Below are 13,592 nucleotides of genomic sequence, written 5' to 3' on the forward strand. Positions count from 1 at the left end.
TAGGCATGGCGACTGATATCAAAGCTCCGCAGTTTCCCGAATCAGTAGCGGACGGCACCGTAGCCACCTGGCACAAACAGGAAGGCGAAGCGGTCAAGCGTGATGAGCTGCTGGTAGACATCGAAACCGACAAGGTGGTGCTGGAAGTAGTGGCACCGGCTGACGGTGTAGTCAGCAAAATTCTCGCCGCAGAAGGCGACACCGTTGAGAGCCAGCAGGTGCTGGGTCATTTCGAAGAGGGCGCCAGCGGTTCGGCGTCGTCTGGTGGCGACAAGGCCGATTCGGCTCCGGCCGAGCAGAAGGAAGAGGAACCGGCAGCAGAGAAGGCACCCGCCAATGAGGCTGCCAGCGACGACGATAGCGCCTCGGATCAGGCCGGCCCGGCGGCCCGCAAGTTGATGACCGAACATGGCGTTGCCGCTGCACAAGTGACCGGCACCGGCAAGGGCGGCCGCATCACCAAGGCGGATGTGGAAAAAACCATCAGCGATAAGGAAGAGAAGCGGGCCAACCAGCCAGCACCGCAGCAGCCGGCCACCCTGGATGTACCGGCAACGCCGGGTGAGCGCGAAGAGCGTCGGGTTCCCATGACCCGTCTGCGTAAGCGTATTGCCGAACGACTGGTGTCTGCCCAGCAGAATTCCGCCATGTTGACCACCTTCAACGAGGTCAACATGAAACCGATTATGGATATGCGCAAGCATTACCAGCCGGAATTCGAAAAGGCTCACAACGTGCGTCTGGGGTTCATGGGCTTCTTCACCCGTGCCTGCGTGGAAGCGTTGAAACGGTTCCCGGCCGTGAATGCGTCCATCGATGGCGAGGACATTGTGTACCACGGTTACTACGACGTGGGTGTGGCAGTGTCCACCGAGCGTGGTCTGGTGGTTCCGGTGATTCGCGATGCGGACCAGCGCGGTCTGGCGGAAGTGGAATCCCAGATCATCGAGTACGGTCAGAAGGCCCAGAAGGGCAAGCTGTCCATCGAAGAAATGACCGGCGGCACCTTCACTATTTCCAATGGCGGGGTGTTCGGCTCACTGATTTCCACGCCGATTCTCAACCCGCCGCAGACAGCCATTCTCGGCATGCACAAAATCCAGGAACGCCCCATGGCGGTAGACGGCAAGGTGGAAATCCTGCCGATGATGTACCTGGCGTTGTCCTATGACCACCGTTTGATCGATGGCAAGGAAGCGGTGCAGTTCCTGGTGGCAGTGAAGAACTTTATCGAAGATCCGGCGCGTTTGCTGCTGGATATCTGAATGTATGCCTGCACGCATCACGTTGGCACGCAATCACGCTAAGGGCGTGCCAGCGTGTTTCGTGCAGCGTGCCAGCGATTGAAGGAATAGATCATGGCTGACAAGTACGACGTCATTGTCATCGGTGGTGGCCCCGGCGGTTATGTGGCTGCCATCCGTTGTGCGCAACTGGGTTTCAACACGGCCTGTATCGAGAAACGTATCAACAAGCAGGACGAGCCCGCACTGGGTGGTACCTGCCTGAATGTGGGTTGTATCCCCTCCAAGGCCCTGCTGGATTCTTCCTGGAAGTATCACGAAGCGCAGAGCTCCCTGGCGGACCATGGCATCAAGCTGGGCGACGTGAGCCTGGACCTGGATACCATGCACAAGCGCAAGGACACCATCGTTCGCAACCTGACCGGCGGCATCGCTCAGCTCTTCAAGGCCAACAAGGTCACCTGGCTGCAAGGCAGCGGGCAGTTGAAGAGTGGCAAGCAGGTGGAATTCTCGCCTCTGGAAGGTGATGCGCAGACTCTGCAGGCCGAGCACATCATTCTGGCTGCTGGCTCCGTCCCGGTGGAGATCCCGCCGACCCCGGTTGATCAAAAAATCATCGTCGATTCTACCGGCGCACTGGATCTCCCTGAAGTGCCCAAGCGTCTCGGTGTGATTGGTGCCGGTGTGATCGGGCTGGAACTGGGTAGTGTCTGGGCCCGTCTCGGCAGCGAAGTGGTGGTGCTGGAAGCAGTGGATACCTTCCTGCCGACGGTGGATCAGCAGATCGCCAAGGACGCCAAGAAACAGTTCAGCAAACAAGGCATGGATATCCGTCTTGGTGCCCGGGTTACCGGCTCCGAGATGAAGAAGAACCAGGTAGTGGTGAATTTCACCGACAAGGACGGAGATCAGCAGGAGACCTTCGACCGCCTGATTGTGGCCGTGGGCCGTCGCCCCTATACCGAAGGCCTGCTCAGTCAGGATGCCGGTGTCAGCCTGGATGAGCGTAATTTCGTTTACGTGGATAACCAGTGCCGTACCGATGTGCCCGGTGTTTATGCCATTGGCGATCTGGTACGTGGCCCAGCACTGGCCCACAAGGCCATCGAGGAAGGTGTGATGGTAGCCGAGGTGATTGCCGGCGAGCACACCCAGGTTAACTACGATGCCGTTCCCGGGGTGATCTATACCCACCCGGAAGTGGCCTGGGTGGGCAAGACCGAAGAAGAGGTCAAGGAATCCGGTGACGCCTACAAGACCGGTGCAGTGCCTTTTGCGGCCAATGGTCGCGCCATGGCTGCCGGCGAAACCGGGGGCATGGTCAAGTTTGTGGCCGATGAGAAAACCGACCGCATTCTCGGCATGCACGTGGTGGGGCCACAGGCCTCGGAACTGATCCAGCAAGGCGTGGTGGCGATGGAGTTCGGCGCCACCATAGAAGATTTGCAACTGATGGTGTTTGGTCATCCGAGCCTGTCGGAAACCGTTCATGAAGCCGCCCTGGCCGTGGATTACAAGGCAATCCATGTGGCGCAGCGTCGGCGCAAGAAATAACGCCGCAGAACGGTCGCGAAGTGACGGCGTCCAGTCGGGCGCCACTCATTCATTGATATGGAAGTATTGGCATGAATCTCCATGAATATCAGTCAAAGCAGCTTTTTGCTGATTATGGTCTGCCAGTTTCTACCGGTTTCGCCTGCGATACTCCGGAAGAGGTTGCAGCCAAAACCAAAGAAATTGGTGGTGAAAAGTGGGTGGTAAAAGCCCAGGTACACGCCGGTGGCCGGGGTAAGGCCGGTGGTGTGAAACTGGTGAATAGCCCGGAAGAAGCGGCGGAGTTTGCCAAAAAATGGCTGGGTAAAAACCTGGTCACGTTTCAGACCGATGAGCATGGTCAGCCGGTGTCCAAGATCCTGGTGGAAACCTGCACCGACATCGCCAAGGAACTGTACCTGAGTGCGGTGTTTGACCGTGCCTCCCGGCGCGTTGTGTTCATGGCCTCCACCGAAGGTGGTGTGGACATTGAAACCGTTGCCGAAGAAACCCCGGAAAAAATCCTGCGGGCGGAAATCGATCCGCTGGTGGGTGCGCAGCCCTATCAGGCCCGTGAGATTGCTTTCAAGCTTGGCCTGGAAGGCAAGCAGGTTGGCCAGTTCGCGAAGATCTTTGTGGGTCTGGCGAAACTGTTCGAAGACAAGGATCTGGCGCTGATCGAAGTCAATCCGCTGGTGATCACGGACCAGGGCGATCTGCATTGCCTGGACGCCAAGATCAACGTGGATGGCTCTGCGCTGTATCGCCACCCGGACATCAAGGCGCTGGAAGATCCCAGTCAGGAAGACGAGCGTGAGCGTCGTGCGGCCGAGTGGGACCTGAACTATGTGGCACTGGACGGCAACATCGGTTGCATGGTCAACGGTGCTGGCCTGGCCATGGGCACCATGGACCTGGTGAAGCTGAAAGGCGGTGCGCCGGCCAACTTCCTGGACGTGGGCGGCGGTGCCACCAAAGAGCGTGTTACCGAAGCCTTCAAGATCATTCTCTCCGATGATCAGGTGAAAGGCGTGCTGGTGAACATCTTCGGCGGTATTGTTCGTTGCGACCTGATTGCCGAGGGCATTATTGGCGCAGTGGAAGAAGTGGGTGTGACCGTGCCGGTGGTTGTTCGTCTGGAAGGTAATAACGCGGAGCTGGGCTCCCAGAAGCTGGCAGAAAGCGGCATGAACATTATCGCCGCGCAAAGTTTTGATGATGCTGCCGAGCAGGTAGTGAAAGCAGTGGGAGGTGCCGCATGAGCGTACTGATCGACAAGAACACCAAAGTGATCTGCCAGGGTTTCACCGGCAGCCAGGGCACCTTCCATTCCGAACAGGCTATCGAATACGGTACCAAGATGGTGGGTGGTGTGACCCCGGGTAAGGGCGGCCAGACGCATTTGGGCCTGCCGGTGTTCAACACCGTGGCCGAGGCGGTTGCCGAAACCGGCGCCACTGCCAGTGTCATCTACGTGCCGGCACCGTTCTGCAAGGACTCTATTCTGGAAGCGGCCGATGCTGGCATCGAACTGATCGTCTGCATCACAGAGGGTGTCCCGGCGCTGGATATGTTGTACGTGAAGGAATACATCACCCGCAAAGGTGGTGTGCGTCTGATCGGTCCCAACTGTCCGGGTGTCATTACCCCTGGTGAGTGCAAGATCGGTATCATGCCGGGGCATATCCACCAGCCGGGCAAAGTGGGCATCGTATCCCGCTCCGGCACCCTGACCTATGAGGCGGTCAATCAGACCACCAAACTCGGCTTTGGCCAGTCCACCTGTATCGGTATTGGCGGTGATCCGATCCCCGGCACCACCTTTATTGACGCGCTGGAACTGTTCCAGAACGATCCGCAGACCGAAGCCATTGTCATGGTCGGCGAGATCGGTGGTACTGCGGAAGACGAAGCCGCTGCCTATATCAAGGAACACGTGACCAAGCCGGTGGTTAGTTACATCGCCGGCGTGACTGCGCCTCCGGGCAAGCGTATGGGCCATGCCGGTGCCATTATTGCCGGCGGCAAGGGCACTGCGGACGAGAAGTTTGCAGCCCTGGAAACGGCCGGTGTGAAAACCGTACGCAACCCTGCGGAAATCGGTAAGGCCGTGAAAGAAGCGACTGGCTGGTAGTATAGTCCTTCGCTGATACAAAAAAGGCCGGCATTTCGCCGGCCTTTTTTGTTGGGGGTTGCCCACACTATTTCTATAGTCTCTGACAGGCGGAAAAGCGATCAGCCTTCTCCTCCAGGGTTAGGCCCTCAACAGGGGCCATAGAAATAGTGTGAGCAGCTCCCCCTCAGTGGAGAATGTCGTCGTCCAGATCGAAGAACTCATACTCGTTGAGTTCCTTTTTCAGGCGACGGGCCTCCAGACGATCTTCGATGCGATGACGCATGTCCATGTTGAACGCACGGGAGCGCGCGCTGCGTTCCTCCTGCTCTTCATCGTCCACGTCGTCATCCAGGATATCGAAATCTTCGTTCATCAGCAGATCTTCCGAATCAAGGTCTTGCTCATTACGATGGTTACTCATGGTGGCCTCCTGTATTTGACCTCCCCAAACAACCTGTTAATCGGCGAGCCAGGTCCGGGGTACCGGTTTCCTGACGTCCTCAGCGCCTGTATATATCCAGATTTTCCCGCTGACAAGTTTTTTTTTATTTCCGATGATAAGTGGTGGTGGCTGGAGCACCTGGCGGTGCAGCAAGCGGATCTGGCCGGCTGCTGCAGGGCTGAGTGTGATGGAGATCATGCCTGGCCGCTGGATAGAAAAATCAGTCACTTAAGTGCTGGAATGCCCGGCCCCGGCTTTGTAAAGTGGAGGCATCGGGATAACCTTTTCGCCTGGAGCCTGCAGAGCCTGTTCTGGCGTCTCCCGCAGGGAGGCTTGTGCAGCCACCCGGTTACCTTTGCCGAGAATCTGAAGAGGCCATATGCGTATTGCTGGCTAGCAGGGCAGCAAAGGCAAAAGCGCCAACAACGCTTCACAGAAGCTTATTCAACGCTCCGTTGAGAGAATCATCTGTTGAGAGAATAAGAAGATGGCAGAACTGCTGATCATTATTGGGGTAAGTGGCTTCATCATCAGCACCCTTGGCCTGATGAACGAGGCGGGTAGCCGGGGGCACAGTGCCTTGTTTTTCCTGTTACCCCTGGCAAGTCTGGGGCAGGTGCAGCAGCACTGGGAAGAATATCGCTGGTGGGCGCTGGGGCGTGTAGCGTCTTTGCTGACGGCGGCAGTAGGGGTGGCGCTGTTCCTGGCTACTGGCCAGAGCCCACTGGAACAGACACCCCGGCAAAACCTGGCGGGGCAGGCGGGCCAGGTTTTGCGGGGCGATAATATGGCCACCAGCACTGCATTTGTGACTTCTGAGGAGGCCGCGCTGCTGGTGGTAGAGGGTCAGGGAAAGGCCCTGTCAGGCCGTTTGCACGGGAAAAAATTCCGTTATGACCGGGTGGCACTGATAGACGGGGTCCTGACAGCCAGCCAGGGAAAAGGCTTCCTGCCCGAACTGGAAGTGCGCATTCTGCTGGGTTGGGATCCTGAAGAAATCACCGAGCGCCGCTCAATGCTGGTGAGCCCATCCGATGAGGGGGTTCCGGTGGTGCATTTATCCTGGAAACCGGAGGGGCAGGACTACCCGGAAACCCGCATCTTTTCCGGCGGTTACCGTCTGGAGCTGGCGCTGGCGCCGCTGGATACCGATCAGCTTTCCGGTTCCATGGTGCTGGTCATGCCGGACAGCTTCAAAAGCTATCTGGTCGGTGACTTCACGGCGTATTCCAATCATCTTCGTTATCGTAATGGCAATGTGGATTTGCATTTTGACCACGATGACACATTAGCCTATGTGGCAGAGGAGTATCTGGCGACCCAGTTCCCTGAAGGGATGCTGGAATCCGTGCAGGCGGAGCATGTCCAGCTGCGCCGCGCGGAGGCCACTGGGCAGGTAATGTCACGGGTAGTGTTGACCAGCGGTGCGGTGGAACAACGGCACGTGCGCCTGGAGAAGAGCGAAGTGGGTTGGGCTGTGGTCCCGGGCTCAATGGAAACGCGGGTGATTACTCCTCCGCGTGAGGGCAGTGCAACCCTGAGATCCCCCGTTTTCGAGGAGCCGGCGTCAGAAGAGGTGCAAGCCTTGCCGCCCGTGGAGAAGACCTTTCCGGAGCTAGTTGCCTATGTGGACAGAACGGTACTGCTGGAAACTCGCAGTGGCCGTGAGCTGGAAGGGGTATTGCGCCGCATCAGCGGAGATCGCCTGTGGCTGGTCATGAATGTGGGTAGCGGTAATGTAGAGCGCAGTGTGTCTGCAGAGGAACTTCAATCACTGACGTTGCCCAATGGACAACGGGTTGATCTGGTATCAGAGGACGATGGCAGTGATGAGGCAGAGGTTGTCTACGACAGTGAACGGCGGGCTGAACAACAGTCGGAGCAGGCAACGAAGGTGGACGAGCCTGTTGCGGAAATATCTGCGAAACTGAAGGAGCTGCGTGCCCTGGTAGGTCAATCCGTCACCATCACCGCCAGTGGCGTCGTCACCCGCACAGGAGTTTTGCAGGCGGTCACCGAGGATCATTTGACCTTGAGTGTGGCGATGGGAGCAGGCAACATCGAATACTTCTATGACATGAACAGCATTCAAAAGGTTGAGGCAGCGCGTTGAAGATACTGATTACCGGAGGCAGCGGATTTATCGGCCAGCATCTGTGCCGGAGACTGGCGGCACATGGGCACGATCTTGTCGTGCTCAGTCGTCGCCCGAAACGGGTTGCCAAGCTGTTGCCAGAAGAAACCCGTATCGTCTCGTCGCTGGATGATATTGCCGATGACGACCCCATCGACGGCATCATCAACCTGGCCGGTGAAAGCCTGTTTGCCGGGCGCTGGACGGAGCGTCGCAAGAAGGTGCTGTTTGATTCCCGTATTGGTGTTACCCAGGGCCTGGTGGCACTGGTGTCCAGGTTGCAACGCAAGCCGGCGGTAATGGTATCCGGCTCCGCAGTGGGCTTCTACGGGGACGCGGGTAATGCGGAATTGACTGAAGACAGCTCTGCCCGCAAGCGTGATTTCGGTTATCTGCTCTGCGATGCCTGGGAGCAATCGGCACGGCCCGTATCCCGTCAGGGAGTACGGTTGTGCCTGGTGCGAACCGGCATTGTACTGGGCCGTGATGGCGGCATGCTTGGCAAGCTGCTACCGGTTTACCGGCTCGGGTTTGGCGCCATGCTCGGCGATGGTAGCCAGTGGTTGAGCTGGATACACATCGACGACATGGTGGCGATTCTGGTGCGGGCGGTGGAAACCCCGGGGATTGACGGGGTATTCAATGCCACGGCACCGGCACCTGTTACCCAGCGTGAGTTTCATCAATCGCTGGCCAGTGCGGTCAAGCGACCGGCGTTTCTGCGAGTGCCATCAGTGGCTCTGCGTGCCGGCCTGGGCGAGCAGTCAGAGATCCTGCTGGGCGGGCAACGGGTCTACCCCCGGCGCCTGGAGCAACAGGGTTTCGTGTTCCGCTTTCCGGACCTGAAATCGGCGCTGGCTCACCAGATCAAGCGCTGATCCCTTTTACTCCCCCCTTGAAAAAGACACGGCTGCCCCTATTACTCCCGGGTGATTAATCCCAGAGGAGTCAGCCGTGTCTGCAGAAAAACAAACCCATGGTTTTCAGGCGGAAGTATCCCGCCTGCTGCACCTGATGATTCATTCCCTGTATAGCAACCGGGAAATCTTTCTTCGTGAATTGATCTCCAACGCCTCCGATGCCTGCGACAAGCTGCGTTTCAAGGCACTGGATGAGCCGTCGTTACTGGAGTCAGGAAACGACCCGGCTATCAGCCTGCGAATAGACAAGGAAGCGGGCACTCTCACCATCGCCGATAACGGAATTGGCATGAACGAGGAAGACGTGATCGAGAACCTGGGTACCATCGCCCGTTCCGGCACCGAAAAATTCCTCGCCTCGCTCAGCGGTGACCAGAAGAAGGACGCCCAGCTGATCGGCCAGTTTGGTGTAGGCTTTTATTCCGCGTTCATTGTTGCTGACCGGGTAACCGTGGAAAGCCGCAAGGCCGGTACCGATGTCTCCGCCGGGGTGCGCTGGGAAAGCGATGGCCAGGGTGAGTTTACCGTGGAAGCCATTGAGCGGGCAGAGCAGGGTACAGCGGTGGTTCTGCATCTGCGCAAGGATGCCAGGGAATTTCTGGATGACTTCAAGATTCGTCAGGTGGTGAACCAGTATTCGGACCATGTGGCGTTCCCGATCACGCTTGTCACTCCGGCAGAAGGTGACGACGAGGAAAAAGCAGAAACCCTCAATTCCGCCACGGCCCTCTGGCAGCGGCCCCGTCAGGAAATCAGTGACGAGGAATATCAGAATTTCTACAAGCACATCAGCCACGATTTCCAGGATGCCCTGAGCTGGAGCCACAACAAGGTTGAGGGCAAGCTGGAATATACCAGTCTGCTTTACATCCCTGCCCGGGCACCCTTTGATCTGTATCACCGTGAAGCCAATCGTGGCCTCAAGCTCTATGTGCAGCGCGTCTTTATCATGGACGATGCGCAGCAGTTTCTGCCCCAGTACCTGCGCTTTATCAAAGGGGTGATTGATGCCCCGAACCTGCCACTGAACGTGAGCCGGGAGCTGCTGCAAGACTATGGCCCGGTACAAAAAATCCGTGCAGCGCTGACCAAACGGGTACTGCAGATGCTCAAGAAACTGGGCAATGACGAGGAAAAATACGCCACCTTCTGGTCCCAGTTCGGCCAGGTGATCAAGGAAGGTATTGGCGAAGATCGTGACAATCAGGAGGCGGTTGCCGCCCTGTTGCGCTTTGCCAGTAGTAATCAGCCGGGCAAGGTGGCCACGTCGCTGGATCAGTACCTGGAGAACAAGCCAGCTGAGCAGGACAAGATTTATTATCTGTTGGCTGACAGCCCGTCAGCGGCAGAGAACAGCCCCCATCTGGAAGTCTTCCGCAAGAAGGGCATCGAGGTCCTGTTGCTCAGCGATCCGGTGGACGAGTGGATGGTCAGCTATCTGGACAGCTACAAGGATGTGAAGCTGATCAATGCGGCCCGTGGCGAGCTGGATCTGGGGGAAGAGACGGATAAGGCCGATAACGATAATCCATTGATCGGCCGTCTTGGCAGCATCCTGGCAGAACGGGTGGAAGCCGTGCGGGCGACTTCCCGTCTGGTGGACTCCCCGGCGTGCCTGGTGTTGGCCGAAGACCAGCTGGGGCCACAGATGCGCCGCATGCTGGAGGCTGCCGGGCAACCGGCGCCGGAAAACAAGCCGGTGCTGGAAGTGAATCTGGACCACAGTCTGTTACAGGCGTTGGCCGAGATGGAAGAGGGCGAACGCTTCGACGACATGGCCGCACTGCTACTCGACCAGGCCATGCTGGCAGAAGGTCAGTTGCCTAAAGATCCGGCGGCGACTGCACGACGCTTGCAGGAGCTTCTTGTTCGGGCGTTGTGATCACCACCTGTAGGCGCGCCGACTATTTGCTTCGCTTGGTGAGGCGCGAACCTCGGCGAGGGAATCGCCGCAGGCGATCAAGCCTGTCAGAACTCGACATGTGCATATGGGATGACGGACGGAAACTACTTCCGTCCTCGCTACGCTCGGGTTCGCGCCTCAAGAGGCGCTCCTACTGTTGGCTTCGCCCCAAGCTTGATGAGGCTTCCGTTGTCTCTGCTTCGATGGGCGCTTATGATGCCTCAAAAGCTGCTATACAAGGCGTTCCGTATGGAGCAGGAAAGACATAACGCAACAATTCTGGGCGGTGGCAGTTTTGGCACCGCCATGGCCAGCATTTTGGCCGCCAATGGCCACCGGGTGAATATCTGGGTGCGTGACCCGGAAACAGCTGCGGCGATCAATCTGGATCGGGAAAACAGCCGCTATCTGCCCGGTGCTGAATTGCCTGCGGGAGTGAATGCCACAGACAGTCTGGAAGAGGCACTGGATCAGGCATCCCTGGTGTTTGTGGCGATTCCCAGCAAGGCGTTTATGGACGTTCTTCGTCAGGCCAGGGAATGGGTGCCAGCTGGCACCATGGTGATCAGCTGTACCAAGGGGATTTATTCCGAAGGCTTTCTGCTGATGAGCGAAGTGTTGCAGCAGGAGTGGCCGCACGCCCGTATCGGTGCGCTCAGTGGCCCTAATCTGGCCAAGGAAATCGTCGAGCAGAAATTTAGCGGCACCGTGGTAGCCAGCCCCGATGAGGAGTTGTGCCAGGTGGTGCAGACGGCACTTAGCTGCGATTACTTCCGCGTCTATGACAACCCGGACATCTACGGCGTGGAACTGGGCGGTGCCCTGAAAAATATTTACGCGGTGGCCTCCGGCATGGCCGCGGCCATCGGAGTGGGTGAAAACAGCCGCAGCTTCATGATTACCCGTTCCCTGGCGGAAATGAGCCGTTTTGCGGTGGAGTTGGGTGCCAACCCGATGACATTCCTGGGACTGTCCGGGGTGGGGGATCTGATCGCCACCTGTAGTTCGTCGTTGTCGCGCAACTATCAGGTGGGCTTCCAGCTAGGCCAGGGGAAGAGCCTTGAGGAGGCGGTGGAAAGCCTGGGGCAAACGGCTGAAGGTATCAACACTATCAAGCTGGTGGCGGACAAGGCCGCGGAGCTGGACGTCTATATGCCCCTGGCTACGGCCCTGTATCAGATCGTTTACCATGGCCAGCCGCTGGAGCTGGTTATCCAGCAGTTGATGAGCGGGGAATACAAGCACGATGTGGAATTCCAGCTCGCTGGAGCCAGTGCATGAAGCTTTATCTCAGCCGCCACGGTCAGGCTGTTTCCCGGGCTCCTACCGATGCGCAGCGCCCATTGACCGAGACGGGCAGGGCGGCGCTGCTTGCCCACTGGCAAGGCATGCGGGATAGCGGAATTGCCGTATCGGCGCTGATCGCAAGCCCTTTTGTGCGCGCCCAGCAGACCGCAGATTGTATCGATCAGGTCTATGGTGGCTTGCCCCGACAAACCTGCGAGCAACTAGTGCCGGATGCCAACCCGCAAGCGCTTTTTGACTGGTTGCTTGCCAACCCGCCCGCAGATAACGCCGTGCTGGTGAGTCATATGCCGTTGGTGGCCCAGTTGACCGCAAGCTGGACCGGTTCGGTCGAGCGTATTGGTTTCAATGTGGGGACCGTGGCCTGTCTGGATGTGGAGGTGGCCGCTGCAGCCGGTGCCCGCCTGTTGTGGTTACGCAGCCCTGGCGAGGCCGTTTCTGGCCGCTAATCCGGAAAACCCTACCCTTGATAACGCGTTGCGTACCGTTCGCCGATAGGCGCTGGTCAGGTTGTTTGCGATTGCCCTAACCTGACCTTGATGACACTGGAACGCATGGCAGACTCCTGAACGGTGTCATCGGTACCACCCTAAGGGGGGGAATGTGATGTCTCCTTGCATCACATCAACTTAGGCAGATCCTCGAGCACCAACCTATGTTGGTGCTTTTTTTATGTCTGTTATTCGGCGATCGCTATCCCGGCAGAAACCCTGTTTTCACAGTGAGTTCGCGAGGGGTAATGACACGGTTTTACTTTGTGAAATTGTGGATACTGGGTTTTAACTGGATTCAGAATCCGGCTCCCAGGCTAACCGTTCAATGGGCTGGCCATCGGCGGCCACCAGGTTGAGCAGAATTGGCAGGCGACCGAGAAATTCCAGCCCCTCTGACTGGCGAAGCTCTTTGAGATACTGTTTTACCCGGCCACTGATCCACGGATGCAGGGTTGCCTTGATGGTGATGCCCTTGCAGCGTGAGCCCCTTTGCTGGTGCCAGTCCTGGAGAGCGGAGCGCAGTACCGGAAAATGGGACTGGAACTGCTCGAAGTCGTCGGCCACCAGATAAATGTCGTACTGGTAGAGATTGCCTCGCCAGCTCATTCCTGCCTTGGTTTCCTTGAGCCGCAACCGTGGTGCCAGGGTGCCGTTGATCCCGGCTTCCTGCGGGCGGTAACGGGCTCGTTCGCGGGTGTAGTGCTCCGGGGATTCCAGGTGGTCGAGGGCCTCAACAAGGGCTGCGCCGCTCTCCGGTCGATCTGCCGGTGCCTTGGCCAGCAACTGGCGCAGTATTGGCTGATAATGGCGGAGTGTGACTGGCAGTAAAGGTATCGGCTCACGCAGGTGGGCCTGCGCCATAGCGCTGGTATCCTCGCCGTGATAAGGCGGTTTGCCAGTGAGCATTTCGTAGAACACACAGCCCAGGGAATACAGGTCTGATTGCGGTGTCAGCGGCTGGGAGCGGTGTTGTTCCGGGCTCATGTATTTGGGGGTGCCCATGATGCTGTTGGTAGCGGTGACGCTGTTATCGCGCAGCATGTTGGCGGCGATGCCGAAATCCATCAACAGTGCGGAGCCGTCGGCACGGAACATCACATTGTCCGGCTTCACGTCCCGGTGAATGAAGCCATGCAGGCCGGCGTAGTCCAGGGCGCCAGCCAATTGCCGCAGCACGTTTTCTGCTTCCCTGGGCTCTATGCCATCGCGAATGCGCTGTTTCAGGCTGCCCCCGGTCACGTACTCCATGCTCAGATAATAGTAACCCTCGTGCTCGCCCACGTCGTACACCGGCACGATATGGGGATGATTAAGGCTGGCCACGGTGCGAGCTTCCTGCATGAAGCGCTCGGCAAAGCTGGGTTCCAGGGCGAGGGAGGGGGTGAGTATTTTGATCGCGACCTGGCGCTCGAAGGAATGCTGGGTAGCGAGAAAGACATGCGCCATGCCACCCTTGCCAAGGCGTTCGGTAATTCGGTATCCGGGAAGTCTGATGGCCATG

11 protein-coding genes are annotated in these 13,592 nt (G+C 58.1%); 9 read left to right on the forward strand and 2 right to left on the reverse strand.

The window, feature by feature from the left end; all coding sequences use genetic code 11:
• Positions 1–5 precede the first annotated feature (5 nt).
• The 4 genes from odhB (at position 6) to sucD (ending at position 4,911) form a co-directional block, all read left to right on the forward strand.
• Positions 6–1,265, forward strand: a complete 1,260-nt coding sequence (odhB, locus tag T9A_RS00165) for a 2-oxoglutarate dehydrogenase complex dihydrolipoyllysine-residue succinyltransferase (protein WP_035244081.1) — start codon at positions 6–8, stop codon at positions 1,263–1,265.
• Between the two features lie 93 nt (positions 1,266–1,358).
• The gene (gene lpdA / locus T9A_RS00170; protein WP_035244082.1) at positions 1,359–2,798 is read left to right on the forward strand and encodes a dihydrolipoyl dehydrogenase; all 1,440 of its coding nucleotides are present in this window, start codon (positions 1,359–1,361) and stop codon (positions 2,796–2,798) included.
• A gap of 71 nt (positions 2,799–2,869) precedes the next feature.
• A complete protein-coding gene (sucC, locus tag T9A_RS00175) occupies positions 2,870–4,039 on the forward strand; it encodes an ADP-forming succinate--CoA ligase subunit beta (protein WP_035244084.1) in 1,170 nt (389 codons plus the stop codon).
• On the forward strand, positions 4,036–4,911 hold the full coding sequence (gene sucD / locus T9A_RS00180; protein ID WP_035244086.1) for a succinate--CoA ligase subunit alpha: 876 nt from the start codon (positions 4,036–4,038) through the stop codon (positions 4,909–4,911). Before sucC ends, sucD begins: the two co-directional genes overlap by 4 nt.
• A gap of 166 nt (positions 4,912–5,077) precedes the next feature.
• On the opposite strand, the gene T9A_RS00185 is transcribed toward sucD, so the two are convergent.
• Entirely contained in the window at positions 5,078–5,314 is a 237-nt protein-coding gene (locus T9A_RS00185) for a PA3496 family putative envelope integrity protein (RefSeq protein WP_035244089.1), read from the reverse strand.
• 508 nt (positions 5,315–5,822) lie between these two features.
• Between T9A_RS00185 and T9A_RS00195 the strand changes: the two genes are divergently transcribed.
• The 5 genes from T9A_RS00195 to sixA all read left to right on the forward strand — a co-directional run bounded on the left by T9A_RS00195 (position 5,823) and on the right by sixA (position 12,046).
• Complete coding sequence (locus tag T9A_RS00195) at positions 5,823–7,448, forward strand: hypothetical protein (protein ID WP_035244093.1); 1,626 nt, start codon at positions 5,823–5,825, stop codon at positions 7,446–7,448.
• A complete protein-coding gene (locus T9A_RS00200; protein WP_035244095.1) occupies positions 7,445–8,347 on the forward strand; it encodes a TIGR01777 family oxidoreductase in 903 nt (300 codons plus the stop codon). The genes T9A_RS00195 and T9A_RS00200 overlap by 4 nt, the downstream gene beginning before the upstream one ends.
• 76 nt (positions 8,348–8,423) lie before the next feature.
• Positions 8,424–10,271 carry a molecular chaperone HtpG gene (htpG, locus tag T9A_RS00205; RefSeq protein ID WP_035244097.1) on the forward strand — a complete coding sequence of 616 codons (1,848 nt, stop codon included), beginning with the start codon at positions 8,424–8,426 and terminating at the stop codon, positions 10,269–10,271.
• Positions 10,272–10,541: 270 nt separating this feature from the next.
• The gene (locus tag T9A_RS00210) at positions 10,542–11,573 is read left to right on the forward strand and encodes an NAD(P)H-dependent glycerol-3-phosphate dehydrogenase (protein ID WP_035244099.1); all 1,032 of its coding nucleotides are present in this window, start codon (positions 10,542–10,544) and stop codon (positions 11,571–11,573) included.
• Positions 11,570–12,046: a phosphohistidine phosphatase SixA gene (sixA, locus tag T9A_RS00215; RefSeq protein WP_035244101.1), complete on the forward strand. Its 477-nt coding sequence runs from the start codon at positions 11,570–11,572 to the stop codon at positions 12,044–12,046. The genes T9A_RS00210 and sixA overlap by 4 nt, the downstream gene beginning before the upstream one ends.
• A 330-nt stretch (positions 12,047–12,376) precedes the next feature.
• Here sixA and T9A_RS00220 read toward each other — a convergent pair whose 3' ends face one another.
• Positions 12,377–13,591 carry a serine/threonine-protein kinase gene (locus T9A_RS00220; RefSeq protein WP_035244103.1) on the reverse strand — a complete coding sequence of 405 codons (1,215 nt, stop codon included), beginning with the start codon at positions 13,589–13,591 and terminating at the stop codon, positions 12,377–12,379.
• Position 13,592: the final 1 nt, after the last annotated feature.

Origin of the sequence: Alcanivorax jadensis T9 (genome assembly GCF_000756655.1) — a bacterium.
Taxonomy (GTDB): Bacteria; Pseudomonadota; Gammaproteobacteria; order Pseudomonadales; family Alcanivoracaceae; genus Alcanivorax; species Alcanivorax jadensis.

Bases quoted from the DNA above. Each gene is read 5' to 3' on its own strand.
- odhB (WP_035244081.1), top strand. From the start codon at position 6: ATGGCGACTGATATCAAAGCTCCGCAGTTTCCCGAATCAGTAGCGGAC.
- lpdA (WP_035244082.1), top strand. From the start codon at position 1,359: ATGGCTGACAAGTACGACGTCATTGTCATCGGTGGTGGCCCCGGCGGT.
- sucC (WP_035244084.1), top strand. From the start codon at position 2,870: ATGAATCTCCATGAATATCAGTCAAAGCAGCTTTTTGCTGATTATGGT.
- sucD (WP_035244086.1), top strand. From the start codon at position 4,036: ATGAGCGTACTGATCGACAAGAACACCAAAGTGATCTGCCAGGGTTTC.
- T9A_RS00185 (WP_035244089.1), bottom strand. From the start codon at position 5,314: ATGAGTAACCATCGTAATGAGCAAGACCTTGATTCGGAAGATCTGCTG.
- T9A_RS00195 (WP_035244093.1), top strand. From the start codon at position 5,823: ATGGCAGAACTGCTGATCATTATTGGGGTAAGTGGCTTCATCATCAGC.
- T9A_RS00210 (WP_035244099.1), top strand. From the start codon at position 10,542: ATGGAGCAGGAAAGACATAACGCAACAATTCTGGGCGGTGGCAGTTTT.
- sixA (WP_035244101.1), top strand. From the start codon at position 11,570: ATGAAGCTTTATCTCAGCCGCCACGGTCAGGCTGTTTCCCGGGCTCCT.
- T9A_RS00220 (WP_035244103.1), bottom strand. From the start codon at position 13,591: ATGGCCATCAGACTTCCCGGATACCGAATTACCGAACGCCTTGGCAAG.